This is a genomic window from Arthrobacter sp. (assembly GCF_031988865.1).
Taxonomy (GTDB): Bacteria; Actinomycetota; Actinomycetes; order Actinomycetales; family Micrococcaceae; genus Arthrobacter_B.
On record NZ_DALZXY010000013.1, the window covers coordinates 13,913 to 39,794 of the forward strand.

The 25,882-nt window shown below is 64.7% G+C and carries 25 protein-coding genes; 10 read left to right on the forward strand and 15 right to left on the reverse strand.

Annotation, left to right across the window (positions count from 1 at the left end; all coding sequences use genetic code 11):
- Positions 1–28: 28 nt before the first annotated feature.
- The 4 genes from RTN46_RS04170 to RTN46_RS04185 form a co-directional block, all read right to left on the reverse strand.
- The gene (locus tag RTN46_RS04170; protein WP_082413265.1) at positions 29–196 is read right to left on the reverse strand and encodes a DUF3117 domain-containing protein; all 168 of its coding nucleotides are present in this window, start codon (positions 194–196) and stop codon (positions 29–31) included.
- A 195-nt stretch (positions 197–391) separates the two neighbouring features.
- Positions 392–967 carry a DNA-3-methyladenine glycosylase I gene (locus RTN46_RS04175; protein ID WP_312179258.1) on the reverse strand — a complete coding sequence of 192 codons (576 nt, stop codon included), beginning with the start codon at positions 965–967 and terminating at the stop codon, positions 392–394.
- A complete protein-coding gene (locus RTN46_RS04180; protein WP_312179260.1) occupies positions 964–1,431 on the reverse strand; it encodes a DivIVA domain-containing protein in 468 nt (155 codons plus the stop codon). Before RTN46_RS04180 ends, RTN46_RS04175 begins: the two co-directional genes overlap by 4 nt.
- Before the next feature lie 51 nt (positions 1,432–1,482).
- Positions 1,483–2,253: a TIGR00730 family Rossman fold protein gene (locus RTN46_RS04185; RefSeq protein ID WP_312179261.1), complete on the reverse strand. Its 771-nt coding sequence runs from the start codon at positions 2,251–2,253 to the stop codon at positions 1,483–1,485.
- A 196-nt stretch (positions 2,254–2,449) separates the two neighbouring features.
- Between RTN46_RS04185 and RTN46_RS04190 the strand changes: the two genes are divergently transcribed.
- The 4 genes from RTN46_RS04190 (at position 2,450) to RTN46_RS04205 (ending at position 5,782) form a co-directional block, all read left to right on the forward strand.
- A complete protein-coding gene (locus RTN46_RS04190) occupies positions 2,450–3,199 on the forward strand; it encodes an amino acid ABC transporter ATP-binding protein (RefSeq protein WP_312179307.1) in 750 nt (249 codons plus the stop codon).
- Between the two features lie 96 nt (positions 3,200–3,295).
- Entirely contained in the window at positions 3,296–4,141 is an 846-nt protein-coding gene (locus RTN46_RS04195) for a glutamate ABC transporter substrate-binding protein (protein ID WP_312179263.1), read from the forward strand.
- A 97-nt stretch (positions 4,142–4,238) separates the two neighbouring features.
- Entirely contained in the window at positions 4,239–4,913 is a 675-nt protein-coding gene (locus RTN46_RS04200; protein ID WP_312179264.1) for an ABC transporter permease subunit, read from the forward strand.
- Positions 4,910–5,782, forward strand: coding sequence for an amino acid ABC transporter permease (locus RTN46_RS04205; protein WP_312179265.1), 873 nt, complete (start codon positions 4,910–4,912; stop codon positions 5,780–5,782). The genes RTN46_RS04200 and RTN46_RS04205 overlap by 4 nt, the downstream gene beginning before the upstream one ends.
- A gap of 85 nt (positions 5,783–5,867) precedes the next feature.
- Here RTN46_RS04205 and dapE read toward each other — a convergent pair whose 3' ends face one another.
- Positions 5,868–6,959, reverse strand: a complete 1,092-nt coding sequence (dapE, locus tag RTN46_RS04210) for a succinyl-diaminopimelate desuccinylase (protein WP_312179266.1) — start codon at positions 6,957–6,959, stop codon at positions 5,868–5,870.
- A gap of 33 nt (positions 6,960–6,992) precedes the next feature.
- On the opposite strand from dapE, the gene dapD reads away from it, so the two are divergent.
- The 3 genes from dapD to galE all read left to right on the forward strand — a co-directional run bounded on the left by dapD (position 6,993) and on the right by galE (position 9,917).
- Positions 6,993–7,964 carry a 2,3,4,5-tetrahydropyridine-2,6-dicarboxylate N-succinyltransferase gene (gene dapD / locus RTN46_RS04215; RefSeq protein WP_312179268.1) on the forward strand — a complete coding sequence of 324 codons (972 nt, stop codon included), beginning with the start codon at positions 6,993–6,995 and terminating at the stop codon, positions 7,962–7,964.
- A gap of 69 nt (positions 7,965–8,033) precedes the next feature.
- The gene (locus tag RTN46_RS04220; protein WP_312179270.1) at positions 8,034–8,861 is read left to right on the forward strand and encodes a hypothetical protein; all 828 of its coding nucleotides are present in this window, start codon (positions 8,034–8,036) and stop codon (positions 8,859–8,861) included.
- Between the two features lie 42 nt (positions 8,862–8,903).
- Positions 8,904–9,917, forward strand: a complete 1,014-nt coding sequence (galE, locus tag RTN46_RS04225) for a UDP-glucose 4-epimerase GalE (RefSeq protein ID WP_312179271.1) — start codon at positions 8,904–8,906, stop codon at positions 9,915–9,917.
- An 87-nt stretch (positions 9,918–10,004) separates the two neighbouring features.
- Here the strand turns inward: galE and RTN46_RS04230 are convergent, their stop codons facing one another.
- From RTN46_RS04230 to fdxA, 3 genes are all read right to left on the reverse strand, one after another.
- Positions 10,005–11,297 (reverse strand): citrate synthase, encoded by a 1,293-nt coding sequence (locus RTN46_RS04230; protein ID WP_312179272.1) that lies wholly within the window; start codon positions 11,295–11,297, stop codon positions 10,005–10,007.
- Positions 11,298–11,483: 186 nt separating this feature from the next.
- Positions 11,484–12,638, reverse strand: a complete 1,155-nt coding sequence (gene dapC, locus RTN46_RS04235; RefSeq protein WP_312179274.1) for a succinyldiaminopimelate transaminase — start codon at positions 12,636–12,638, stop codon at positions 11,484–11,486.
- Positions 12,635–12,958, reverse strand: a complete 324-nt coding sequence (gene fdxA / locus RTN46_RS04240; protein ID WP_312179276.1) for a ferredoxin — start codon at positions 12,956–12,958, stop codon at positions 12,635–12,637. Before fdxA ends, dapC begins: the two co-directional genes overlap by 4 nt.
- Positions 12,959–13,082: 124 nt before the next feature.
- On the opposite strand from fdxA, the gene RTN46_RS04245 reads away from it, so the two are divergent.
- Together RTN46_RS04245 and RTN46_RS04250 are read left to right on the forward strand one after the other, a co-directional pair.
- Complete coding sequence (locus RTN46_RS04245) at positions 13,083–13,325, forward strand: hypothetical protein (protein ID WP_312179278.1); 243 nt, start codon at positions 13,083–13,085, stop codon at positions 13,323–13,325.
- Positions 13,326–13,367: 42 nt separating this feature from the next.
- Positions 13,368–13,865, forward strand: a complete 498-nt coding sequence (locus RTN46_RS04250; RefSeq protein ID WP_312179279.1) for a winged helix-turn-helix domain-containing protein — start codon at positions 13,368–13,370, stop codon at positions 13,863–13,865.
- On the opposite strand, the gene RTN46_RS04255 is transcribed toward RTN46_RS04250, so the two are convergent.
- The 3 genes from RTN46_RS04255 to RTN46_RS04265 all read right to left on the reverse strand — a co-directional run bounded on the left by RTN46_RS04255 (position 13,862) and on the right by RTN46_RS04265 (position 18,453).
- Positions 13,862–14,413 (reverse strand): hypothetical protein, encoded by a 552-nt coding sequence (locus RTN46_RS04255; RefSeq protein ID WP_312179280.1) that lies wholly within the window; start codon positions 14,411–14,413, stop codon positions 13,862–13,864. The two genes, RTN46_RS04250 and RTN46_RS04255, sit on opposite strands and share 4 nt — an antisense overlap.
- A 10-nt stretch (positions 14,414–14,423) precedes the next feature.
- Positions 14,424–16,346, reverse strand: a complete 1,923-nt coding sequence (gene typA, locus RTN46_RS04260) for a translational GTPase TypA (RefSeq protein WP_066295748.1) — start codon at positions 16,344–16,346, stop codon at positions 14,424–14,426.
- 274 nt (positions 16,347–16,620) lie between these two features.
- A complete protein-coding gene (locus tag RTN46_RS04265) occupies positions 16,621–18,453 on the reverse strand; it encodes an ABC transporter ATP-binding protein (protein WP_312179282.1) in 1,833 nt (610 codons plus the stop codon).
- Positions 18,454–18,544: 91 nt separating this feature from the next.
- Here RTN46_RS04265 and RTN46_RS04270 point away from each other — a divergent pair, with 91 nt between their 5' ends.
- Positions 18,545–19,174 (forward strand): PH domain-containing protein, encoded by a 630-nt coding sequence (locus RTN46_RS04270; protein WP_312179284.1) that lies wholly within the window; start codon positions 18,545–18,547, stop codon positions 19,172–19,174.
- A 35-nt stretch (positions 19,175–19,209) separates the two neighbouring features.
- On the opposite strand, the gene RTN46_RS04275 is transcribed toward RTN46_RS04270, so the two are convergent.
- The 4 genes from RTN46_RS04275 to selB form a co-directional block, all read right to left on the reverse strand.
- Positions 19,210–20,232, reverse strand: a complete 1,023-nt coding sequence (locus RTN46_RS04275) for an ABC transporter permease (RefSeq protein ID WP_312179285.1) — start codon at positions 20,230–20,232, stop codon at positions 19,210–19,212.
- On the reverse strand, positions 20,229–21,770 hold the full coding sequence (locus RTN46_RS04280) for an ABC transporter permease (RefSeq protein WP_312179286.1): 1,542 nt from the start codon (positions 21,768–21,770) through the stop codon (positions 20,229–20,231). The genes RTN46_RS04275 and RTN46_RS04280 overlap by 4 nt, the downstream gene beginning before the upstream one ends.
- 202 nt (positions 21,771–21,972) lie before the next feature.
- Positions 21,973–23,769 (reverse strand): ABC transporter family substrate-binding protein, encoded by a 1,797-nt coding sequence (locus RTN46_RS04285; RefSeq protein ID WP_312179288.1) that lies wholly within the window; start codon positions 23,767–23,769, stop codon positions 21,973–21,975.
- A 295-nt stretch (positions 23,770–24,064) separates the two neighbouring features.
- Positions 24,065–25,882: a selenocysteine-specific translation elongation factor gene (gene selB / locus RTN46_RS04290; protein WP_312179289.1), complete on the reverse strand. Its 1,818-nt coding sequence runs from the start codon at positions 25,880–25,882 to the stop codon at positions 24,065–24,067.

Sequence of the window (25,882 nt, forward strand, 5' to 3'; positions counted from 1 at the left end):
CTTGCCTGGAAGGACGCATGCACCCAGCCTAGCTGGTGACGCCCAGGAGGCATTCCTTGAGCTTGCCGGCTTCCTCGGCATTGAGTTCGACAACCAGGCGTCCGCCGCCGTCGATCGGCACCCGCAAGATCAGGCTGCGCCCTTCCTTGGTGACCTCCATAGGTCCATCACCCGTACGCGGTTTCATCGCAGCCATCTTGAAGTTCCCCTTTCAAAAGTGCACCGCGGGGATGTTCCCCGAGTAGTCACCAGTACTGCTGCGGATCGGCCTCCAAGCCATTGCTTAGGGTACCGAGCTGCATTTTGGGACCATTATTCCGCACAAATGCTAAGCAGGCGAAATTTCGGTGTGTCTGACGCCACAGACGGACTCGGGCGGGGGCAGGATCTGCTACCAGCGGCTGCGGACGACGCAGTCTGCCAGATGGTCGTTGACGTATCCGGTGGCTTGCATCATGGCGTAGGCAGTGACCGGCCCGATGAAGCGGAAGCCCCTGGCCCGCAGCTCGCTGGACAGGCTTTTGGATTCGGGCGTGGCCGCCGGGACGTCAGCCGTCGCCTGCGGTGCCGGCCGGGGCTGGGGGCGGTGCTTCTGCAGCAAAGCCTCCAGGGACTCTTCGTCCGGAAGCGCCAGCAGGGCACGCGCGTTGGAAACCGTGGCCTGGATTTTCGCCCGGTTGCGCACGATGCCCGGGTTCGCCATCAGTTCCCCGATCTCGTCCTCACCGAACCGCGCCACGATTGCCGGGTCGAATCCGGCGAATGCCTCGCGGAACGCTTCGCGTTTGCGCAGGATCGTGATCCAGCTCAGCCCGGCCTGGAAACCTTCCAGGCAAAGGCGTTCGAAGAGCGCCGCCTCACCCGTGACGGGGCGGCCCCATTCCTCGTCGTGGTAGGCAAGGTAATCGGCGCTGCCCAGCGCCCAGGGGCAGCGGGGCAAGCCGTCAGGGCCGGCCTGCACGCTCACTGTTCCGGGCGGCTTTCGTCCACTCCGGCCGGCGCGCTTTCGCCCGGTCCGGCTTCGCCCGGTCCCATGTCGTTGGTCCCGGCACCCGCGGCAAAACGCGGCCCCCGCAGTTCGGCGAGGGCGGCGTCGCGTTCCAGCAGCGCCGCGGCCAGGCGCTCGAGAACTTCGTCCACCTCATCCATCCGATAGCCGCGCAGGGCCACGGAGAAACGCAGGTCTCCCACATCGGCGGCCACCGGATGGTCAGGCAGGAGGACCGGCGGCAGGCGCGGATCGGGTTCTGCGAGTCCGGCCGCGGCCGGGAAGCGGCTTTCAGCGTTCCGGTCCCCCGGGCCCAGTTGGGTTTGTGTTCCGGTGTCCGGTTCCGCGGCGCGGCCCCGCCACCGGCCGGGACCGATTTGTCCGGCCGCAAGGAGGGCCACAGCCCCGACGACGGCGATGGCGAGGAACGCGAGCAGGATCATCACCGCTCCATCGTCCCAGATCGGGCCGCCGGGGACGATCAGGGGGGACAGCTAGAGCGAGATATGCCCCGCGCTGTCGGCGATGACCAGGCGGACCGCTTCCTCAGGATCATCAACCACATGGATCAATTTCAGGTCCTTTTCGGAGATCATGCCTTCCTCCAGCAGGCTTTCACGGACCCAGTCCAGCAACGGCGACCAGAAATCCGTCCCGATAAGCACAATGGGGAAGGAGGTCACCTTCTGGGTCTGGACCAGGGTCATCGCCTCGAAGAGTTCATCCAGCGTTCCGAAGCCTCCGGGAAGCACAATGAAGCCCTGCGCGTACTTGACGAACATGGTTTTGCGGACAAAGAAGTACCGGAAGTTGATCCCCAGATCCACCCAGTCATTGAGACCGGTTTCGAACGGCAATTCAATGCCAAGGCCCACGGAAACGCCGCCGGCTTCGACGGTGCCCTTGTTGGCCGCTTCCATCGAGCCCGGTCCGCCTCCCGTGATCACAGCCAGGCCGGCCTCGGACAGCAACCGGCCCACCTCCTCACCGATTTTGTACCAGCGGGAACCCGGAACGCTCCGGGCAGAGCCGAAGACACTGACTGCCGGCCCCAGTTCGGAGAGCGTTCCGAATCCCTCCACGAACTCGCTCTGGATCCGCAGGACCCGCCACGGGTCGGTATGCGTGAAGTGCGTTCCATCCTGGGTATCAAGGAGGAACCGGTCCGACTGCGGCACCCGTGCCTGCCCCCGGCGTAGTTCCACCGGGCCACGGCGCTTCGCCGATACCGCGTTGCTGAGGTCCTGTTCGTCGCTGATTGCCATGCTCCAAGGCTAGCTGGAAGGAGTGGCCGCGCTCCCCATCTGGCCGGTTCCGTTGCACCACAGGAGGCTCTTGCACGGATTTGTGTTTGTTTCTCTTGAGTCACGATTTGCGACCCGCAGAGTGATGGAGAGCACAGTGTACTGATTTGTTCGCTATCTTCTACGTATGACCAGTGACACAACACCCGGGCAGCCTATGCCTGACCAAGCGGCACCGCTCGTCTCGCTGAAGAACGTAAACAAGCACTTCGGGGACCTCCACGTGCTGCGGGACATCAACCTCGATGTGGCCCGAGGCGAAGTGGTTGTAGTGATTGGCCCTTCCGGTTCAGGCAAGTCCACTCTCTGCCGGACGATCAACCGCCTGGAGACGATCGACGACGGCGAAATCACCATTGACGGCAAGGTCCTGCCTGCCGAGGGCAAGGGCCTCGCCAAGCTCCGCGCCGACGTCGGCATGGTCTTCCAGTCCTTCAACCTGTTTGCCCACAAGTCGATCCTCGACAATGTGGCGCTGGGCCCGGTCAAGGTGAAGAAGACAAAGTCCGCTGAGGCCAAGGAACAGGCCATGAAGCTGCTGAAACGGGTAGGCGTCGACAACCAGGCGAATAAGCTTCCGGCCCAGCTCTCCGGCGGCCAGCAGCAGCGTGTAGCCATCGCGCGTGCCCTGGCGATGAAGCCGAAGGTCATGCTCTTCGACGAACCTACCTCGGCCCTCGACCCGGAAATGATCACCGAGGTCCTCGACACCATGGTCGAACTGGCAAATGAGGGTATGACCATGATCGTGGTTACCCATGAGATGGGCTTTGCCCGTAAGGCAGCGGACCGCGTGATCTTCATGGCCGACGGACAGATCGTGGAAGAGGCGACTCCCGAAGAGTTCTTCACGCACCCGAAGAGCGACCGCGCCAAGGATTTCCTCGGAAAGATCCTGGCCAACTAGGCCCCTGCGCCCAGGGCCGAACCGCACAAGTTTTTCGTCCACCAAATGAGGCAAGGCAGGGCCCACCAGGATCCTGCCGCTATGCAAGGAGAAAAAATGCGCAAGACTTTCTATGCCGCTGCGGCAATGGCTGCTGCCGCTGCACTCACCCTGTCCGCCTGCGGCGGGGATTCCGGCAGCGAGAGCACCGGCTCCGCGGAGGGTGACGGAGAGAAGATCCGCATCGGCATCAAGTACGACCAGCCCGGCCTGGGCTTCGATGAAGGCGGCTCCTTCAGCGGCTTCGACGTCGACGTCGCCAAGTACGTCGCGAACGAGCTCGGCTACAGCGAAGACCAGATCAAGTTCGAGGAGAGCCCCTCCGCCCAGCGCGAGAATATGCTCGAAAACGACCAGGTCGACATGATCTTCGCGACCTACTCGATCACGGATACCCGTAAGGAAAAGGTCGGCTTCGCCGGACCGTACTTCGTGGCCGGCCAGGACCTGCTGGTCCGCTCCGACAACAACGACATCAAGGGCCCCGAGGATCTCAACGGCAAGAACCTGTGCTCCGTCACCGGTTCCACGTCCGCCCAGAAGATCAAGGACACCCTGGCCTCCGACGTGAACCTGATGGAGCAGCCGAGCTACGCCGAGTGTGTGACCGCGATGCAGGGCGGCTCGATCGACGCCGTCACGACCGATGACATCATCCTTGCCGGCCTTGCCTCCACCGAAGCGAACAAGGGCCAGTTCAAGGTTGTCGGCAACACCTTCTCCGAAGAGCAGTACGGCGTCGGCATCCCGAAGGACAGCGACAAGTGTGAAGACATCAACGCCGCTATCCAGAAGATGATCGACTCAGGTGCCTGGGAAGAAGCCATCAAGAAGAACACCGAGGGTGCCGATTACACCTTCAACGCTGAGCTGAACCCGCCGACGCCGGCGGCCTGCGCTTAGCAGCAACACCTCCGCCGGGTTCTCGGCGGCAAAGCCCGGGGCGGGGCCATGGCTCCGCCCCGGGCTCCGCACTTTATCTCCACGGAAGAGGTGGCATATGGAAGGTTTTCTCGAACTGTTCGGCGAATACGACGTCGTCGGGGCCTTCTGGGTCAACATCCAACTGACGTTCTGGGCCGGTATCTGGTCGCTGGTGCTCGGCACCCTGCTGGCCGTGATGCGGATTTCGCCGATTGCCAGCCTGCGCTGGTTCGGTACGGCGTACGTGAACATCTTTCGGAATACCCCGCTGACCATCATCATGGTCTTCGGTGCGCTGGCCCTGTGGTCCCAGCTCCAGTTCAGCCTGTCCAGCGATTTCAATCTCAACTTCTTCCGGATCGCCATCCTGTCCCTGTCGGTCTACCACGCGGCGTTCGTCTGCGAGGCGATCCGCAGCGGCGTGAACACTGTTCCGCTGGGACAGGCGGAGGCGGCCCGCTCCATCGGGCTCTCATTTGTGCCCGCCGCCTGGCTGATCATTCTGCCGCAGGCTTTCCGCGGCGCCATCGCACCCCTGGGCAACGTCCTGATTGCCCTGGCGAAAAACACCACGGTGGCCGCTACGGCATCCGTGGCCGAAGCGTCGGGGCTGATGAAGACCATGATTGAATTCCGTCCGGACCTCATGACGCAGATCTTCCTGACCTTCGCGATGGGCTTCGTCCTCATCGTGATCCCGATCGGCCTGCTGACCACGTGGGCCTCGAAGAAGCTGGCGGTGGCCCGATGAGCCAGAGTGTTCTTTTCGACGCACCGGGGCCCCGGGCCCGCCGCCGGATCATGTTCGGCAATATCCTCGGCGTCCTGTTTATCCTGGCCTTGATCGCCCTGATAGTGAACGGGCTGGCGGAGAAGGGCCAGTTTGACGCTGCGAAGTGGGCTCCGTTCCTTGAGTGGCGCACCTGGGAGTTCTTTATGCTCCCGGGCCTGCTGGCCACGCTGCGGGCAGCAGGCGTTGCGATCATTACCTCGATCCTCTTCGGCCTGATCTTCGGGCTCGGCCGGCTGTCCTCGGTCAAGGCCATCAGCTGGACCTCCGGAGTGATCGTGGAGTTCTTCCGCGCCGTTCCGGTGCTGCTGATGATGATCTTCTTCTACCAGTTCCTTTCGAAGTCGACGCCTGTCGCCTCGGACCAGGTGCCGTTTGTGGCAGTGGTCCTGGCCCTGACGCTCTACAACGGGTCGGTCATCGCCGAGTTGGTGCGTTCCGGCGTCTTCGGGCTGCCCAAGGGCCAGCGTGAAGCCGGGCTGGCTATCGGCCTGACCCCGAGCCAATCACTGCGCTCGATCGAGGTGCCGCAGGCCCTCGTGGCCATGTTGCCGGCGCTGCTGAGCCAGTTCGTCGTGATCCTGAAGGACTCCGCCCTGGGAACTTTCATCGGCTATACCGATCTGCTGGCCTACGCCCGCAGACTGGCGGCAGGTGAAGGCAACATCCTGCCGGCACTGCTGGTTACAGCCGCGATCTTCATCGTGCTGAACATGCTGCTGACGTTCGCCGCGCAGCGCCTGTCCCGGCGCCTTGGCGCCCGGTCCGGAAACCTGCTCAGGACCGAGGAGGCCGTGGAGCCGGAAGGCCTTCCCGCCCCCACGAGGTAACAGCACCGGCTGATTTTATTGAAACGCAGAAAGTGCCCTTTAGAAGCTTCTAAAGGGCACTTTCTGCTATCTCGATTCGGGTGGGCTAGCCCAGCCACGTCCGCAGCGCCCGCAGGCACTCGCGGATGGCATCTGCGTGCACGTGCTCGTTGTCGGAATGCGCCAGCAGCGCATCCCCCGGGCCGAAGTTCACGGCCGGGATCCCCAGTGCGCTGAAGCGGGCGACGTCGGTCCACCCGTATTTGGGTTTCGGTTCCGCTCCCACGGCGGCCACGAAGCTGGCAGCGGCGGGACGGTCCAAGCCCGGCCGGGCCCCGGCGGACGCGTCCGTAAGGACCAGGTCGAAGCCGTCCAGCAGGTTCCGGACGTAGGCTTCCGCCTGGGCCAGGTCCTTGTCCGGGGCAAACCGGTAATTGATTTCCACGACGGCGGCGTCGGGGATGACGTTGCCCGCGGTGCCGCCGCTGATGCGGACGGCGTTGAGCGATTCGCGGTAGTCCAGCCCTTCGACCTGAACGGTCGCGGGCTGGTGGTCCCGCAGCCGCACGAGGATTTCCGCTGCGGCGTGGATGGCGTTCTCCCCCATCCACGCGCGTGCCGAGTGCGCCGCCTTCCCGCTGGTCCGGGCCTGGAACCGCATGGTCCCGTTGCAGCCGCCTTCCACCGTGCCGTCGGTTGGTTCCAGCAGGATCGCGAAGTCTGCCTGCAGCCAGTCCGGGTAGCTCTTCGCGAGCCGGCCCAGGCCGCTGAGCGAGGCATCCACTTCCTCATGGTCGTAGAAGATGAAAGTGATGTCCCGGGTGGGGTCGGTTAGCTGCGCGGCGAGGGCCAGCTGGACGGCAACGCCGCCCTTCATGTCGGTGGCCCCGCGCCCGTACAGCACCTCGCCGTCCCAGCTCGAGGGCACGGTGCCCCGGGATCCGGGGACGGTCGGCAGCGGCACGGTATCCAGGTGTCCGGCCAGGATCACCCGCTCGGCCCGGCCGTGGCTGGTCCGCGCCATGATCGAATCGCCGTCGCGCACCACCTCCAGGTGGTCCAGGGCGCGCAGCGCGGCTTCGACCGCGTCGGCGATGGCTGCCTCGTTTCCGGAGACACTTTCGATGTCCATCAGCGTGGCGGTGAGGGCAGCGACGTCGCCCTCCAGGTCCAGGCGGTTAACAGGTAATACAGTCACCGAACCAGACTACCGCTCGGTAGAGTGGAACCCATGACTTCCAGCACTTCATCAGCCCCGACCGCCCGCACCGCCTCCGGCCTTGGACTGGCTACCGTAGCCGCAGACGGCACCGTCCTTGACGTCTGGTACCCGCGGCCGCTGCTGTCCCCCTTCGAAGCCGACGCCGCGCTGGCCACTGAGCTGGACAAGGCCGCCGAAGCCATGGCAGACGATGTCCGCGGCACCCGCGGCGAGGTCGTTCAGACGCAGATCGACCTGGATGCAGCTCCGGGGTCCACGGCCGACGCCTACCTTCGCCTGCATGTCCTCTCCGCCCGGCTTGCCGCTCCCAACACCATCAACCTCGACGGCGTTTTCGGTGTCCTCCCCAACGTCGTCTGGACCAACTTCGGCCCCTGCCAGGTGGCCGGGTTCGACCAGGTCCGTGTTGGCCTGCGCGCCCGCGGCCAGGTGAGCGTGTACGGCGTGGATAAGTTCCCGCGGATGGTGGACTACGTCCTGCCTTCGGGTGTCCGCATTGCCGACGCGGACCGGGTCCGCCTCGGCGCCCACCTGGCCGAAGGCACCACGGTGATGCACGAAGGCTTCGTCAACTTCAATGCCGGCACGCTGGGCACGTCGATGGTTGAAGGCCGCATTTCCGCCGGCGTAGTGGTCGGCGACGGCAGCGATGTCGGCGGCGGGGCTTCGATCATGGGCACGCTTTCAGGTGGCGGCAAGGAACGGATCACCGTCGGGGAACGCGTCCTCCTGGGCGCCAACTCAGGCGTGGGCATCAGCATTGGCGATGACAGCGTCGTGGAGGCCGGCCTCTACATCACTGCCGGCACCAGGGTCAGCGTGGTGGATCCGGAAAGCGGCGAGGCCCGGACGGTGAAGGCTGCCGACCTCTCCGGCGTCCCCGGCCTGCTGTTCCGCCGCAACTCGGTGACCGGCGCCGTCGAGGTCCTCCCCCGGCTGGCCCGCACCGTTGAACTGAACGCGGCGCTGCACGCCAACTAGGCGCGCCGCGGCCAACGGAGGAGAGACGTGGACCGCCGCAACCCTCAGCTGTCCGCCCGGCGGAAACGGGTGAGCGTGTTGCTCCTGGCAGGTGCCGGAGCCGCAGTGGTGGCTCTCTACGTCCTCATCCTCGCCGGCTCCGGTGAAGACCGGCCGGTCCGGGAAAGCTGCACCGCGTCCGTCGATGACAGTTCCTGGCAGCTGACTCCTGAGCAGGCCGCAAATGCCGCGACCATCACGTCCGTCGCCGTCGCCCGCGGACTTCCACCGCGGGCGGCGTCGATCGCGCTGGCGACGGCGGTCCAGGAATCCGGGCTGCGGAACCTGAACTACGGAGACGAAGCCGGCCCGGACTCCCGGGGCCTGTTCCAGCAGCGTCCGTCCTCGGGGTGGGGTACCCAGGAGCAGGTGATGGACCCGGTCTACGCCGCCAACGCTTTCTTCGACGCGCTCGTCAAAGTGGAGGGCTACCAGGACCTGCCGATAACAGTGGCGGCCCAGACCGTCCAGCGCAGCGCCTACCCGGATGCCTACGCCGACCACGAGCCTGAGGGCCGGGCATTCGCCTCAGCCCTTACCGGCCAGTCCCCGGCAGCACTGACCTGTGTCCTGAACCCCGCCGCAGTCCCAGGAAATCCCCAAACAATCCTGGCCGCCATGGAAGCCCTGTACGGCACACAGCAGGCCGCGGTGCTCGGAGACGTGCTGCTCGTCGGCGCTTCCAGCGGTTACGGCTGGTCCCTGGCCCACTGGGCCGTCGCGAACGCCGCAACCCTGGGCATCAATGAAGTCTCCTACGATTCCAAGACCTGGACCCGCGGATCCGGGGAATGGACCGCATCCGACGCCCCCGATTCCCAGGTCGCCATCCACATTGCGCCCGTAGGGGTCGGCTAGCAGCTGCCGGGAGCGGCGGCCGCCACCCATTAGGCTGGAAGCATGCGAATACTAGTCACCGGAGGAACCGGTTACATCGGCTCCCACACCACGCTGGAGCTGCTCCAGGCGGGCCACGACGTCGTCGTAGTGGATAACCTGGCCAACTCCAGCACCGAATCCCTGAAGCGTGTCCAGGAACTTTCCGGACGCACAGCGGAGTTCGTCCAGGCGGACCTGCTGGATCCGCAGGCGCTCGAGGATATCTTCGCCAAACACTCCCCCGAAGCGGTAATCCACTTCGCCGGGCTGAAGGCCGTAGGCGAGTCGGTGGCGAAACCGCTGTACTACTACCGGAACAACGTTGCCGGCACCCTGAACCTGCTCGAGGTTATGGACCGGCACGACGTACGGACCATCGTTTTCAGCTCCTCGGCTACCGTCTACGGCGCCTCTGAGGAAGTACCGCTGGTCGAAAAAATGCCGATGGACGCCGTGAACCCCTACGGCCGGACCAAGGAACAGATCGAAGACATCCTGGCCGATCTGGGTGCGGCGGACGAACGCTGGAGTATCGCCCTGCTGCGCTACTTCAACCCGGTCGGCGCCCATGAGTCCGGCCGCATCGGCGAGGATCCGACGGGTGTGCCGAATAACCTGCTCCCCTTCGTCGCCCAGGTGGCAGTGGGACGCCGCGAGAAGGTTATGGTCTTCGGGAACGACTACCCCACCCCGGACGGAACAGGCGTGCGCGACTACATCCACGTCATGGACCTGGCCGCCGGCCACCTCGCTGCACTGGACTACATCGCGTCCCGCAAGGGGGTCAAGCGGTGGAACCTGGGCACCGGCAACGGCTCCTCCGTCCTGGAGGTGCTTGCCGCCTTCTCCAAGGCCGCCGGCAAGGAGGTCCCCTACGAGTTCGCCCCGCGCCGTCCCGGCGATGCCGCCGTCAGCTACGCCGATCCCTCGGCCGCACTGGCTGAGCTCGGCTGGTCCGCCGGCCGCTCACTCGATGACATGTGCCGGGACCACTGGAACTGGCAGAAGCAGAACCCGCAGGGCTACGCTTCCTAACTATCCACAGCCAGCAACAGCCGCCTACAGCAAAGGGCGGGCCTGCTTCCTCGTTTCGAGGAAGCAGGCCCGCCCTTTCGCATATTTTTAGCGCTCCGGGTAGTTGCGCTCCGGCACACCCGTGTACAGCTGGCGCGGACGGCCGATCTTGGTCTGCGGATCCTGCATCATTTCGCGCCACTGGGCGATCCAGCCCGGCATGCGGCCAATGGCGAAGAGCACGGTGAACATCTTCTCCGGGAAGCCCATCGCCTTGTAGATGAGGCCGGTGTAGAAGTCTACGTTCGGGTAGAGCTTGCGCTCAATGAAGTAGTCGTCCGCCAGGGCCTTTTCCTCCAGGCGCATCGCGATGTCCAGCAGCTCGTCGTTGCCGCCGAGGTCCGCCAGGATCTCGTGTGCGGTGGCCTTGACGATCTTGGCACGCGGATCGTAGTTCTTGTAGACGCGGTGCCCGAAGCCCATCAGCTTCACGCCGTCTTCCTTGTTCTTGACCTTCTCCATGAAGTCTTCCGGCTTCATGCCGTTGGACTGGATGTCCCGCAGCATGTTCAGCACGGCTTCGTTGGCGCCGCCGTGCAGCGGGCCGAAGAGGGCGCTGATGCCGGCGGAAATGGAAGCGAACATGTTGGCGTTGGAGCTTCCGACCAGGCGAACGGTCGACGTCGAACAGTTCTGCTCGTGGTCTGCGTGCAGGATCAGCAGCAGGTCCAGGGCCTTGACCAGCTTCGGGTCGAGTTCGTACGGCTCGGCCGGCAGGCCGAAGGAGAGCCGCATGAAGTTCTCCACCAGGTTCATGGAGTTGTCCGGGTACAGCATCGGCTGGCCGATGCTCTTCTTGTGCGCGTAGGCAGCGATGACCGGCAGCTTGGCCATGAGGCGGACGGTGGAGAGTTCCACCTGTTCCTCGTCAAAGGGGTCCAGCGAGTCCTGGTAGAACGTGGACAGGGCACTGACAGCGGAGGAGAGCACCGGCATCGGGTGGGCATCCCGCGGGAAGCCGCCGAAGAAGCCCTTGAGGTCCTCGTGCAGCAGCGTGTGCCGGCGGATCCGGTGGTCGAAGTTTTCCAGCTCCGTGGGAGTGGGCAGGTTGCCGTAGATCAGCAGGTAGGAGGTTTCGAGGAAACTCGAGTGCTTGGCCAGCTGTTCGATCGGGTACCCGCGGTAGCGCAGGATTCCCGCGTCACCGTCGATGTAGGTGATCGCCGAGGTGGTGGCAGCGGTGTTCATGAAGCCGGGGTCGAAGGTGACCGTCCCCGTCTGCTTCAGCAGCTTCGATACGTCGAAACCGTCGTTGCCTTCTTCCGCCGCGATGCGGGGCAGCTCGAGTTTGTCCCCCGGGTTGGTCCCATAGTGCAGCTCGGCACTTGGTCGCTCAGTCATTTTTCTCCTTCAGGAGTTGAAGAACCCACTGCTACGGGCCCTCGTCCTCGTGAGGGAAGCGCCCATAGTACACATTCGGTGCTTAATCTATTTCGCTAAAACGCTACCGGCTGACCGGGCGATACCACTAATCGGTAACCATTCTGTTGTGCAAGCGCAACATGGCAGCCGTGTGCCACGGGCCAATCAGCCCGCGGCGTCCGTCAGCCGCCGTGCCGCTGCGGCAACACGTTCATCGCTGCCCGTGAGGGCGACCCGTACGAATCCAGCCCCGGCATCGCCGTAAATCACGCCAGGCCCGACGACGATTCCCAGTTCGGCGAACCGCTCAACGGTCCGCCAGGTGTCCTCCCCGGCCGTGGCCCAGAGGTAGAGCCCTGCTTCGGAGTGCCGAATTTGCAGGCCGAACGATTCCAGCGCCGGAACCAGCAGTTCCCGCCGCGCCCGGTACTTCTCTTTCTGGGCCGCGACATGCCCGTCCTCGGACAATGCGGCCTGCATGGCAGCCTGCACCGGTGCTGGGACGATCATGCCTGCATGCTTGCGGCTGTTGACCAGGTTGGCGATGATCGCGGAGTCTCCGGCAACGAAGGCGGCGCGGTAGCCGGCCAGGTTGGACTGTTTGCTGAGCGAGTACACGGCCAGCAGGGAATCATGGCTCCCGGCGCTGACCCGGGGATCCAGGACCGAGGGAACCGGCGAGCCGCCGCGGGCGGTGTCCCATTCTCCCCAGCCAAGTTCCGCGTAGCACTCATCGGAGGCGACGACGGCGCCGAGCGCCCGGGCCTGCTCCACCAGTTTGGCGAGGGATTCCGCTCCGCGGATAATTCCGGTCGGGTTGCCCGGCGAATTCACCCAGACCAGCCGGACCCTAGCGCGGGTCTGCTCGTCCAGGTCGTCGAGGTCATCCGCGGCGACAGCAGTGGCGCCGGCCAGGGCGGCACCCATGTCATAGGTCGGGTAGGCAACGGTAGGACGCACGACGACGTCCCCGGCCCCCAGCCCCAGCAGCAGTGGCAGCCAGGCCACCAATTCCTTGGACCCGACGGTCGGCATGATGTCCTGCGGATCCAGGCCCGGAACGGAGCGGCGGCGGGCAAACCACTGCGCGATGGACCGGCGAAGTTCCAGGGTTCCGTGTGTGGTGGGGTATCCGGGGGCGTCAGCAGCACCGGCCAAGGCCTGCTGGATAAAGTCAGGTGTTGGGTCCACCGGTGTTCCGATGGACAGGTTCACGGCGCCGCCGGGATGGTTGGAAGCCTGCCGGACGTACGGGGCCATGGCTTCCCAGGGGTACTCCGGGAGATTCAGTCCGAAGCTCCGGGAGACGGTCCCGCTCATCCCTGGTTCTGCGGCGGCAGGACGGCGATCAGCGGGTGATCCTTGTGGGTGTTGCCGAGCTTGGCAGCGCCGCCCGGGGAGCCCAGGTCATCGAAGAACTCGACGTTGGCCTTGTAGTAGTCGGCCCATTCCTCGGGGGTGTCGTCCTCGTAGTAGATCGCTTCAACGGGGCACACCGGCTCGCAGGCGCCACAGTCCACGCACTCGTCGGGGTGGATATAGAGGGAACGTTCACCTTCGTAGATGCAGTCCACCGGGCATTCCTCGATGCATGCCTTGTCCTTAACATCCACGCATGGCTGCGCAATTACGTACGTCACGTCCCTTTGCCTTCCTTGGTGTGTGGGTCTCCGCTGATCTGCGGATCGCCACGAGGTAATGCTTCCACGTTAGTAGCCACCACCATTATCTCCCAGCCGGGTGGCGCCCGCGTACTATGTAACGATGAGTTCCCAGACCCCCGAATCCCGCCTCCGCGAGGCCGGAACCGGGCGCCGCGCCGTCGTCCGGTATCGGATTGAGGGCGGCCTGACCGATGCGCTGGGGACCATCACCGCTTTGGACGCCGACGGCTGCACCCTGGAGACCAGGACCGGCCCGGTGACAATCCGCTGGGAACTGGTTACCGCCGGTAAACCGGTTCCGGACGCACCGGCACGACGCCGCCCGCTGCGTCCGGAGGCCTGATTCCTGTCCGGTGGACCGTAAATACGGCGGTAAGCTGAACTGATGCCAAGCGATGAGGTAATCCAGGCCCGTGGACGGGCCCTGAGTTCTCCTGTGAGGCTGCGCATCCTGCGCGTTTGCCTGCACCGGGAGCGGACCAACAAGGAAATTTCGGAGCTCCTTGGCCTCAATCCGGCTACCGCACTGCATCATGTGCGGACGCTCTTGAACACCGGATTCCTGGCCGCCGGAGAGCCGCGCACCGGCAACCGCGGTGCAAAGGAAATCCCCTACCGGGCCACGGGCCTGAGCTGGCGGACGTCGCTGCCCGAAGGCTCGAACGCGGTCCTGGTGGAAACGTTCCTGCAGGAAATCGAGGGGCTGGCGCCGTCGGAGATTGACGTTATGCGCATGGGAGTATCCCTCAACGATGAGAACCGGCTCGAAATGATGGAGAAACTGCGGGCCGTTTTCAATGAATATGCCCTGCGCGGGCCGGATGCGGACGGCACGCCGACATCACTGCTGCTGGCCCATCACCTGGACCCTACCGGCGCCTAGGAGCGCGGGTCGCCGGGGCCGGTGCCCGGTCCCTGGACTGGTCCGGGCACAGTTCCCGGACCGCCGGGCCGGTAGCCCGGGTCTGTCCCATAACCGGCCTGAGGCGCTGGAGGCGCCACGGTGCGCTGGTGCCGCGCCTCACGCCGCAGGACGGCGGCAGTGACAAGGACCGCCGCCACAGTAGCTATCGCCTGGCCATAGAGCCAGATAAGCCCGGCTGTTGTGACCGGGAGGTCAAGGTCTGAAACGGTTCCGGTGACAATCAGCGGATTGCCGAATACTTCGAGGGTGAACAGGCCGAGCAGGACGTAGGTCAGCACCCCGGTCAGGGCACTGACCAGGACTGAACGTGCCCACAGGCCGGTGAAAACAGCGACGGCGGCGCTAAACACCAGGGCCGCGGCCGCACCCAGCGGAAGCGGTGACTCCCCGGCGTAGAACACCTGGGCATGCAGGGACGTACCCAGGATGCCCGCCACCAGGGCACCGAGCACCACGGCCACCGGGCCCCGCCAACGCGGGACCCGGTGATCGGGGCTCAGTGCCATGGAGATAGTGCTAGGCCTTTGCGCGTGCGCGGTTGGCCTTGGCGCGCTCGTTGGCGTCGAGGATCAGCTTGCGGATGCGGATCGACTCCGGGGTAACCTCCACGCACTCGTCCTCGCGTGCGAATTCAAGCGACTCTTCGAGGGTCAGCTTGCGCGGCGGGGTCAGGTTCTCGAAGGTATCCGAGGAAGCAGCACGCATGTTGGTGAGCTTCTTTTCCTTGGTGATGTTCACATCCATGTCATCGGCGCGCGAGTTCTCGCCCACGATCATGCCTTCGTAAACCTCGGAGGTCGGCTCCACGAAGAAGGAACCGCGTTCCTGCAGGTTGATCATGGCGAACGGGGTCACCACACCGGCACGGTCGGCGATCATCGAACCGTTGGTGCGGTATTCGATCGGACCGGCCCACGGCTCGTAGCCCTCGGCGATGGAGGCGGAGATGCCGGCGCCGCGGGTTTCGGTGAGGAACCGGGTGCGGAAGCCGATCAGGCCACGTGCCGGAACAATGAATTCCATGCGGACCCAGCCGGTGCCGTGGTTGGCCATGTTGACCATCCGGCCCTTACGGGCGGCCAGCAGCTGGGTAACGGCGCCGAGGTATTCCTCAGGCACGTCGATGGTCATGTGCTCCATCGGCTCGTGGACCTTGCCGTCGACCATCTTGGTGACAACCTGCGGCTTGCCGACGGTCAGCTCGAACCCTTCGCGGCGCATCTGCTCCACGAGGATGGCCAGGGCGAGCTCGCCGCGGCCCTGGACTTCCCAGGCGTCGGGACGCTCGGTCGGCAGGACGCGCAGTGAGACGTTACCGATCAGTTCCTTGTCGAGGCGGTCCTTGACCTGGCGTGCGGTGACCTTGGCACCCTTAACCCGGCCGGCAAGCGGCGAGGTGTTGATACCGATGGTCATGGAGATCGCGGGATCGTCCACGGTGATCAGCGGCAGCGGCTTGGGGTTGTCGACGTCGGTGAGGGTTTCGCCGATGGTGATGTCTTCGATGCCGGCAACGGCAACGATTTCGCCGGGACCAGCGGATTCGGCCGGAACGCGCTCCAGAGCCTTGGTAGCCAGGAGTTCGGTGATCTTGACCGTCTTCATGGTGCCGTCAGCACGTGCCCAGGCAACCTGCTGGCCCTTGCGCAGGGTGCCGTTGAAGATACGCAGCAGCGCGAGGCGGCCCAGGAACGGGGAAGCATCCAGGTTGGTGACGTGCGCCTGCAGGACACCTTCGGGATCGTAAGTCGGAGCCGGGATGTGGTCAATGATGGTCTGGAACAGCGGTTCCAGGTTGTCATTGGCCGGGGCCTGGCCATCGGCCGGCTGCTCCAGGGAAGCAGCACCAACGCGGGCGGCGGCGTAAACCACGGGAACGTTGAGCACCAGATCGAGGTCCAGGTCGGGAACCTCATCGGCCAGGTCGGAGGCCAGGCCCAGGAGCAGGTCCATGGCTTCGCTGACGACTTCGTCGATGCGCGCGTCGGGGCGGTCGGTCTTGTTGACCAGCAGGATGACGGGAAGCTTCGCGGCCAGGGCCTTGCGCAGCACGAAACGCGTCTGCGGGAGCGGGCCTTCGGAGGCGTCCACGAGGAGCACAACGCCGTCGACCATGGACAGGCCGCGCTCGACCTCTCCACCAAAGTCGGCGTGGCCGGGGGTGTCAATCACGTTGATGGTGATGGTTTCGCCCTTGGCGGCGGGGCCGTTGTAGAACACGGTCGTGTTCTTGGCCAGGATGGTGATGCCCTTTTCACGTTCCAGGTCACCAGAATCCATCACGCGTTCTTCAACGTCTCCGTGGGATGCGAAGGAGTTCGTCTGCTTGAGCATGGCGTCGACGAGGGTCGTTTTGCCGTGGTCAACGTGGGCCACAATAGCAACGTTCCGGAGGTCGCTTCGCACAGCGCTGTTCACAGCCGTGTTGGTTTCTGACATGCGTGAAGACTCAATTCATAGATTAACGTTCGGGGATGGTTCACAGTGGTCCGGAGTCGATCCGGAGTATCCGGCAGTTCTATACAAATGCTGCGTAGGAACACACGTGTAAGAAATCGCCGAGAGGCCGCCGTCAGCGGGCACCATACTATTCTAGTCGTTTTGCCAAAGGTTCCCTAATGCGCCCCTGCCGCACCCCGCGCAGCATGCAGGAAGGCCCCTCCCCGACCATAGCCGGGAAAGGGCCTTTCCGCTGATCAGCCGCCGTCGAGGACTAGGAAACGACGCCGGAACCTGCATTCAACTTGGCGCGCAGCTCCCGCCGCTCGCGCTGCTTTTCCGGATCCGGAAGCGGCACGGCTGCGATCAGGCGCTGGGTGTATTCTTCCTGCGGGTTGCGCAGGATCTGGTCGCGGGTGCCCTGCTCCACGATCCGGCCGTTGCGCATAACGCAGATGTGGTCCGCCAGAACGTCCACCACCGCCAGGTCATGGGTAACAAACAGGCAGGCGAAGCCCAGTTCGCGCTGCAGGTTCTGGAACAGCTCCAGCACCTTGGCCTGCACTGATACGTCCAGGGCCGACGTCGGCTCGTCCGCGACCATCAGCTTCGGCTTCAGCGACAGCGCCCGGGCGATGCCGACGCGCTGCTTCTGACCGCCCGAAAGTTCATGCGGGTACCGGTTCCGGTAGGCACGGGGCAGCTCCACCTGGTCCAGCAGTTCTTCGATGCGCTGCTGGAGGGCAGCCCCCTTGGCCTCCCCTGCCAGGAACATCGGCTCGCCGATGCTCTCACCGATCGGCAGGCGCGGGTTCAAGGACGAGGACGGGTCCTGGAAGACCATGCCCACCTGGCGGCGCAGCTGGTGCAGCGCCTTGGAGTTGGGCTTCAGCTCGGAGATGTCCGTGCCGACCACGCGCAGTTCTCCCTCGGCCACGGGCAGGAGGCCAACGGCGGCACGGCCGATGGTGGTCTTGCCCGAGCCGGACTCGCCCACGAGCCCCATTACCTGGCCGGGAAGGATGGAAAGGTTGGCGCCTTCCACCGCGCGGAAAGCGGCCACCCGGCCCTGCTTCGGATACTCGATGGCTACGTTTTCCAGTACCAGTACGGGTTCGGCAGCCGGGGCGCCGGCTGCGGCGGAAGCAGTTTCGAGCCCTGCGAGCACAATTTGCTCGCGCCGTTCGAGTTCCGCCTGGTCCACGGAGTCCAGCTCAACGTTGGTTGCCGCTGCCAGTGCGGCGACCACGTCAACGTCCTCACCTTCGGCGCCCTGGCCCAGGTGCGGGACGGACTCCAGGAGCGCGCGGGTGTACGGGTGCTGCGGGTTGGCGAAGATCTCCTTCGCCGTCCCGGTTTCCACGATGACGCCGTGGCGCATCACGGCGATCCGGTCCGCCAGGTCCGCCACCACGCCCATGTCATGCGTGATCAGCACGATCGCCGAGTTGAGCTTATTGCGCAGGTTGCGCATCAGGTCCAGGATTTCGGCCTGCACTGTTACGTCCAGGGCCGTGGTCGGTTCGTCGGCGATCAGCAGCTTCGGATCGCAGGAGAGTGACTGCGCGATCATGGCGCGCTGGCGCTGGCCACCCGAGAGCTGGTGGGGGTAGGAGCGGAATGCCTTGTCCGGGTCGGGCAGCTCCACCATGGCCAGCAGCTTGAGTGCACGCTGCTTGGCTTCAGCGGGGGAAATCTCGTTATGCAGCCGGAGCGTCTCGATGATCTGGTATCCCACCGTGTAGACGGGGTTGAGGGCCGTCATCGGTTCCTGGAAAATCACGGCAACGTCATTGCCGCGGACCTGCCGGAGCTTGTGCGGGGACAGTCCCAGCAGGGACTGTCCGTCCAGCAGCACCTCTCCGGTCACCCGGGAGTTCGTGGGCAGCAGGCCAAGCAGCGCCATGGAGCTGGCGCTCTTGCCGGAACCCGATTCGCCCACGATGGCGAGGACTTCACCGGCGTTGACGTGGTAATTCAAATCGATGGCAGCCGGGACCCATTCCTTGTCCACGCCGAAGTCGACCGACAGGTTGCGCACTTCAAGGACCGGCGGCCGGCCCTGCTGGCTCGCCGTATCCGTGCTGCCGATGAAGGTTTCAGTCATTGCCGTGGTTTCCTTCCGTCCAGGCTGCAAGCCGGTCCCGGGTCATCGGGCGGATTACAGAGGTACCTGGAAATGCTGTAACGATGGGGGTATGTCGATCCCGCTGAACGAGCCCGAGGCCGCCGTTTTCCGTCCGCGAACCACTCTGTGGTTCACCGGAATTGCCGGCCTGCTGGCCGTGGTGGCCATGGTGTCCGCTGTACTGAGCACCGGGTTCTCCGGCCTGCTGGCCAGTGCTCCGCTGCTGCTCATCCCGGCCGTGGCCTGCTGGCTGTTCTGGTATCCGTGTGTGCGGGTGGGCGCCGCCGGAGTGGCCCTGCACAACCCGTTCCGCACCATAGAGGTTCCCTGGGCAGCGCTGATCCATGTGGACACCCGGTTCGCGCTTAAGCTCGTGACGCCGTCGGGTTCCTACACGGCCTGGGCCGCTCCGGCTCCCGGTGTCTGGGGCACCCATGCCGGGAAGCCCGAACATGTGCGCAATCTGCCCGGAACCACTTACGGAGCGGGTGGTTCCATCCGGCCCGGGGACCTGAGCCATACCGATTCCGGGCAGGCTGCCCGGATGGTCCGCAGCCGCTGGGAGGCCCAGGTAAACGCCGGACTGATCGATCCTGACCAGACGAATGCAGCTGCTGTCCGCAGCACGGTCAACTGGAGCTGGCTGCTGGGTTTGCCGGCCTTGGCAGTGGTGCTCTTCGCCTTGGCGGGGCTGGCCTAACCCAGCCCGCCCCGCGTCCGGCATCTGCGGCGCCACTACTTGCCAGCCGCCGTCGTCTTCATCCGCTTGGCATTGAATTTCTTCTGCCGCGGATCGAAGGCGTCCCGGAGTCCGTCGCCGATGAAGTTGATGCACAGGCAGATCATCACAATGAACAGGCCCGGCCACCAGAACAGCCACGGCCGGGTCTGGAACGCTTCCTGGTTCTGGCTGATCAGCAGGCCCAGTGATACATCCGGAGGCTGGACACCAAAGCCGATGTAGCTCAGCGAGGTTTCCAGCAGGATGGCTGTGGACATCAACAGGGTGGTGTTCACGATGATCACACCTACAGCGTTGGGCAGGATGTGCTTAAAGATAATCCGGTTGTTGGAAGCACCGGCGATCCGGGCCGCGTCAACGAACTCCCGCTCCCGCAGGGAAAGGAACTCTCCGCGGACCAGGCGGGCCAGCGAGGTCCAGGTGGCCAGGCCCAGGAAAATCCCGAGCAGGACCACTCCGATTCCTTCACCGACCAGCCTGTCGGCGGTGCGTCCGAGGACGGCTGCGAGGACGATGATCGGAATGATGATGACGATATCGGTCAGGCGCATCAGCAGAGCTTCGACCCAGCCGCGGAAGTAGCCGGAGACTGCTCCAACCACGGATCCGACGAGGCAGGCAATCGCACCGACCAGGAACATCACAATGATGGACTGCTGTGCGCCGCGCATGGTCATGGCGAACATATCCCGGCCAATCCGGTCCTGGCCGAAGGGGTGCTCGCCCCAATTGAAGATGTTGACGAAGGTGGGGGCGCCCCCGTTGACCTGTTCGGTGAACTGCCGGTAGTCATACTTCCACCAGCCCGGGATCCCGGCGAAACCAATGGAGGAGAAAACCAGGATGCAGATCAGGGCGAACACGACTAGCGAAACGATTGCGGCCGTGTTGTCGAAGAAGCGTTTGCGGACGATCTGCCCCTGGGACAGTCCCTTGGTCTTCGCTTTCGCCGCGGGGAGTTCGGGGTCCGTTCCGGGCGGATTGGACGGGGTCTCGGCGGAATACGTAGTGCTCATGACTTCACCCTTACGCGCGGATCAAGGACGGTATAAACAAGGTCGGCCACCAGGTTGAACACCAGTGCCAGGATGCCGGTCACCAGGAAGAATCCCATGATCGGGTTGGGGTCCGTGCGGTTAAGGGCATCGACGAACATCTGGCCCATACCGCTGAAGGCAAAGACCTGTTCGGTGATCACGGCGCCGCCGATCAGTGCACCAATATCGAAGGCCACGATGGTGGCCAGCGGAATCAGGGCGTTACGGAAGGCGTGGCGCATCACCACGGTGCGCTCGGAGAGACCCTTGGCCCGGGCGGTGCGGATGTAGTCCATGTTCATGATTTCCAGCATGGAGGCCCGGGAATAGCGGCTGTAGCTTGCCAGTGAGGCCAACAGCAGCGCGATGGTGGGCAGCAGCAGGTGCGTGAAGGTATCCAGTCCGCTCACCCAGAAGTCTCCGTCGAGGCCGGGTGTCGAGGCCCCCACGGTGGCGATCGGCCGGCCGCGGACCCGCGAGTTGTCCACGTAGGCGGGCCAGGTGTACAGGAAGCGGTCCAGGATGATCAGCCCGCCCATCAGCAGACCGGTGAGGGCAGCTCCGCGCATGCTCTGTCCGCGGTCGTAGCCTCCCATCAGGTACCCCACCAGGCAGCCAACGGCGACTGTTGCCAGTGCCAGAAGCAGGACCATGGCCCAGGTGGCCTGGTTCAGCAGCGGCTGGACGGCGTAGTAAGCCACGAGGCCGATGGCCACGGTGATCAGCGCGGAGTAGAGGGCCTTGCGGTTTTTCAACCCGGCGCTCAGCAGGGTCACGCCGTAGGCGATCGCAACACCGGTCAGGGCAATCACCACCGGGCCGAGGCTGGGTGCGGTGAACCAGCCGGTGGCTCCGAGCAGGTAGAGGATGACGGCTGCAACAACGAAGCCGGCTGCGAACGCAATACCGCGCCGCCTCCAGGAACCGCCGGCAAAAACGACCCAGATCAGGCCGCTGACCAGTGCCACGCCGAGGACGACGGAGAGCGGTATCGAGGGGTCGGCCAGGAAGTCGTTGAAGCCGATGGCGCCGTATTCCTTGAGCAGGACGGCGAGCCAGAAGATCGGCAGGGAGAAGAACAGGAACGCCATAAACGTCACGCCGTAGTCCAGCGAGCTGTACTGGCGCAGGGCGGTAATGATGCCCAGGGAGATACCGACGATGATGGCCAGGACCGTAGCGGTGGTGACCAGCAGGATGGTGGCTCCCATGGCCCGGCCGAGGGCATCTGTGACGGCCTCACCCTGAACACTCTGCCCCAGGTCGCAGGTGGCGGCGAAGGGTGCCAGGCACTTGACGGCCCCGCCCAGCCAGTGGAAATAGCGCAGCGGCGCCGGGACGTCCAGATCCAGGAGCTCGGTGCGTGCCCGGATCAGGTCGTCTCTGTTGGGGGCAGGGCTCTCGCGCAGGTCGGCAAGGGGATCCCCCGACGCCGCTGTCAGGAGATAGACCAGGAACGATGCCCCGAAGAGGATTAGCACGGCGGTCAAAAGCCGCCGGACGATGTAGGTAACCATAGAGTGTCAGCCTCGTTTGAAAGGGTCCGGGGATTCTCCCGGCACTCGCAGAAGTGTAGTGCAGGTCATAGTGACAAGGAATTTGATGAATCCCAATCACTTGTCCGGCATCGCCGGACGGTCATAAAAAAAGCAAGACGCCGGGGCCGTGGAGGCCCCGGCGCCTTGCGGGTACTGCTTGGCCGTTAGGCCGAAGCGGGTGTTACTTTACTTCCCACTCCCAGAAGTTCCACCAGACACCGGTCTGGTTCGGCATGTAGGAATCAATGCCGCCGATGCTGTCGCTGTGCGCGTCAACGCCCGGGGACTGGAACAGCGGGATGCCGTAACCGGATTCCCAGATCAGCTTGTCGATCTGGATCTGCAGGTCCTTCTGCTTGTCCTTGTCGATTTCCAGGATCAGCTGGTCCATCAGGCCATCAGCTTCCGGGCTGGAGAAGCCGTTGTAGTTGGAAGCTGCTCCGGACTTGAAGATCTGCGGCACGCCGGCCACGCCGACGCCCGAGTTGATCCAACCGAAGATGGACGCGTCGTAGGTGCCGCCGCCAAGGGCAGAGCCCCAGTCGGACTTGCCGAGGCCGCCGTCGACGACCTTGAAGCCGGCTTCGGAAGCGGACTGCGCGATCAGCGTGTAGGCATCAACGCGGTTGGGGTTGTCCTTGTTGTACATGATGCGGACTTCCGGGGTAGCACCGGCGAGGAGCTCCTTGGCCCCTTCAATGTCCACCTCTGCGTAATCGGCTGAACCGTTGGCAGCTGCAGCTTCGTCGTAGCCGGGCTGGTCAGAGAGGAAGATCTCGGAGTCCAGGGGTGCGGCATCCGGGTTCAGCTTCTTCGTGATGGCATCGATGATCGCCTGGCGCGGCACAGTCTTCATAAAGGCCTTGCGGACGTTTTCATCCTCGAAGACGCCCGAGTAGTTCAGGTCGAGGTGATCATAGGAGATCTGGTTACCGCTGTTAATGGTCACACCATCAATTGCCTCGAGCTGCTCCACCGTATCGGCGGAAGCCTGCGGGGCGATGATGTCAACTTCACCGTTCTTCAAGGCCTGGACCTGCGCCGGGGCCTCGCCGATGTAGCGGACGGTGATCTCGTCAACCTTGGGCTCGGGGCCCCAGTTGTAGTCCTCGTTGCGGACCAGCGTCATGGAGTTCTCGGGATCAATAGCCGAGACGATGAACGGGCCGTTGGAGAGGTACAGGGACGCATCCGACGGCAGGGACTTCGTTTCGAAACCGGTGTTCCAGAAGTCGGCAGCAGCCTTCAGCTCCGCGTTGGCCGGAGCCGGGCTGGCCGGATCTCCAGCGGGGGTGTCCTGAATCAGCTTGATCAGGGCGTCGCCGTCGGCCAGTCCGGCCTTTTCGGCAACCACGTGCGCCGGCACGTTGACGCCGCCGTCGGACATGGAGCCGAACGCAACTTCCCAGTCAGCGTAGGGCTTGGAGTACGTCATGGTGATGGACCGGCCGTCGTCGCCGACCTCGGGCACATCGGTCAGGGCCAGGCCGGAGGTGTCGCCGGCGTAGTCGAAGTAGTTGGTTCCGGAGACGGTCGCGCCTTCTTCATCCAGCGTGGCGTCGTTGAAGTGGCCGGAGTTGACGGCCCACATCAGCATCAGGTCATCAGCGTCGACGGGCTCGCCGTCGGACCAGTTAACGCCCTCGTTCACCGTGTACTTGACGGTCAACGGATCATCGGAAACCTTTTCGTAGGTGCCGAATTCTTCCTGCGGCACCACCTTAAGTTCATCAGTGATGTAGTTGAACCCGGAGTGCGTTGCGTACGCAATCTTGCTGTTGACGTCAACGTTGCCGTTCGCCGTCTGGCTGTTGAACGAGCTGAAGGCGTTAACCTCCACAACGCGGACTTCACCGCCGGTGCTCTCGCTGTCAGTGGAACCGTTATCGGTGGTCCCCTGGTTGGCAGCACAGGCGCTCAGTGCAAGCGCAGCTGCTGCCGCGACTCCCACTGCTTTGGAAATACGTCCAAAACGCATTCCGCCTCCTATTTCTCAGTGCGGGTGGCTCCGGCGGGATTACCGGAATTATGGACAGCGCAGATCCTGCGCGTCTCTATCGCATATGAGTAAGAGAGTAAGCCTGTGACCCCTACCGGGCCGTAACTTGGTTCCCAGGACGACACGGTTGTTACACGTTTGCAACCTGGATAATTACAGTTCGTGCCGATCTCTGGCGCGGAGCGAAACCATGGCTTATTATTTCCCGTCTCATTCGATTTTGGCTTTCCTCAAAAAGTGACGGCGCAGGCACACTCCCTGCGCCTTTGCGCATTTAGCCCCGCGCAATGGTGCGCCGGCTCCCATCGAGCCGGCGGGTCCAGCCGCGGCTGTCGAGATGTTCCAGCAGAGGGATTGCGACCCGCCGGGTGGTGCCCAGCGCCTTGCGTGCCTCGCTCGTGGTGAACGGCTGTGGCAGGGCGGAGAGCTCGCGCATGGCCAGGGCTGGTGCCCGCGGCAGGAGGACGACGCCGTCGCCCAGCCTCAGCAGGCGCCCGCTGCGTTCAGCGGCCGCCAGTTCCCGGGCACCCAGGCCGAGGATTTCCAGGTCGTAGGCTTCCGGGGCGGCGAACGGCTCGGTCCTTAGCCGGTGCTCGAGCGCGCTGATCCCCGCCTCGGCCGGGCCCAGACCGGAGCTCTCTCCCGGGAGGCTGATGAAGCCCGCCCGGTACTCCAGTCCCGCAGCCTGGACAATGGTTTCCAGCAGCGCACCCAGCGCTCCCCCGGCCGGTCCGATCAGGTCCCGTGCGGCGCCGAGGGACAGTCCTGCTGCCAGCGGATCGCGTTCAGCGAGCTGTTCGACGGCGGTGCGTAACCGCTTCGTCCAGCCCTCAAGGACCGGTTCGTGTACCCACCATTCGCCGACGTTCAACACGCCGGCGGGTGGCTGGTCCAGCCCGGAAACACCCATCCGGCGTAGTTCCTGGACCCGTACCGCTCCCCGGCGGGCCACTTCGGTCAGCGCGTCTCCTGCGGGTGACATGGCTGCGAGCGCTCCGGCCCGCCTGCTGCTGTCACCTCGGCGGCTCAGCGCGGGCGGATCGACGTCGAGAATCTGCGCCCCAGCCAGGACAGCTCTGCTGCCGCTCGCCCGCAGTACCAGGCGGTCGCCCAGTTCCAGCGGGATCGGGCGGTCGAGCATCAGCCGGGCGTGGTCCCCATCGAAGGGGCGGATTCGAGCCGCCACGGAAGCGGCACCGATGTGGACCACCAGCTGCCCCGGAGCGTCCTCGAAGGAGGCGCCCATGGTGCGGCGGACATCGACGGTGTCCACTACCGGCCAGCTATCTTCCAGCACCAGGACATCGCCTCGGTGGATGGCATCGGCAGGGACGCCCGACCGGATGTTGACCGCGACGCGGCTGGTGGGACCAATGGACTCCACGGCCCGGTTACAGCTGTGCAGCGCCCGCACAGACACCGTGCTGGCGGTGTCGGTTCCGGCGCTGTCATGGCCCAGGAGCAGCAGCCGGTCGCCCTGCGTGAGGGTCCCGGCGGCCAAGGTTCCCGTCACGACCGTTCCGGCTCCGCTGATGGTGAAAGACCTGTCGATCCACAGCCGCATACGGGTGTCCGGCTCCGGCCCGGGCAAGGATGCCACCAGGTTATCCAGAGTGCTGCGCAGCTCCTCGAGCCCTGCCCCGGTCACCGCTGACACAGTGACTACCGGCGCATCCCGCAGCCCGGTCCCCGCCAGTTCGGCCCGCACCCGGGCGAGGACCTCGTCCACACCACCGGGCGCCCGGTCGCTGCGGGTGAGCACCACGATCCCGTGGGTGATCCCCAAGGCCGCGATGGCGTCGCGGTGATCGCTGGACTGGGCCTGCCAGCCTTCATCGGCCGCGACCACAAAACACACGGCAGGAACCGGCCCCAGCCCGGCCAGCATGTTGCCGAGGAACCGTTCGTGCCCGGGGACGTCCACAAACGCCACGTCCCTGCCCGACGCCAGCGTGGTCCAGGCGAACCCCAGGTCAATCGTCAATCCACGGCGGCGTTCCTCGGCCCACCGGTCAGGCTCCATCCCGGTCAGGGCCCGTACCAGGGTGCTCTTGCCATGATCCACATGACCGGCGGTGGCCACTACGAACAC